Here is a 513-nt window from a genome sequence, read left to right on the forward strand (position 1 = left end):
AGCCCTGATATCTATGCATTATCATACCATTCAAAAAGATATTTTGGGTCATAATCCACATCAAATTTTTCTAAAAATGACAGATATTCTTCTTTAAAGGATTGTTTTCTGTGGTGTACGGGTTGATTCAGCACGTATTTCACAACTTTATCAATATGCGACTTTGAATAGGTAAAAGCCCCGTAGCCATCCTGCCATGAGAATTTACCGGGTATGTATTTTTTATTATTAAGCCAATTTGATGAGCCAGATTTTACCTGTTCCATTAATTTTGACGGGGCAATTGTCGGGTGCATCCCGACAAAAATATGGGTATGATCGGGGTTACAATATATGGCATAGGTTTTACATTTGTGATTGGAAATAATGCCACACATTATTTTTTCCAGTTCATCTCTGAATTTTTCCTGTATAAAGTTTCCCCTGCCTTTTACAGAGAACACGTATTGGGTGTATAATTGGGTGTAGGTGTTTGCCATGTTTTTTTAATTTTAGATTTCAGGGCTACGCCCC

At 36.5% G+C, this 513-nt stretch carries 1 protein-coding gene; it reads right to left on the reverse strand.

Annotated features, from left to right (window positions below):
* Positions 1-11 precede the first annotated feature (11 nt).
* Positions 12-479, reverse strand: coding sequence for an IS200/IS605 family transposase (gene tnpA / locus OQ5_RS0115780; RefSeq protein ID WP_016778418.1), 468 nt, complete (start codon positions 477-479; stop codon positions 12-14).
* Positions 480-513 lie beyond the last annotated feature (34 nt).

The sequence above is a fragment of the Anaerophaga thermohalophila str. Valhall genome, assembly GCF_000250735.1.
Lineage (GTDB): Bacteria > Bacteroidota > Bacteroidia > Bacteroidales > Marinilabiliaceae > Anaerophaga > Anaerophaga thermohalophila_A.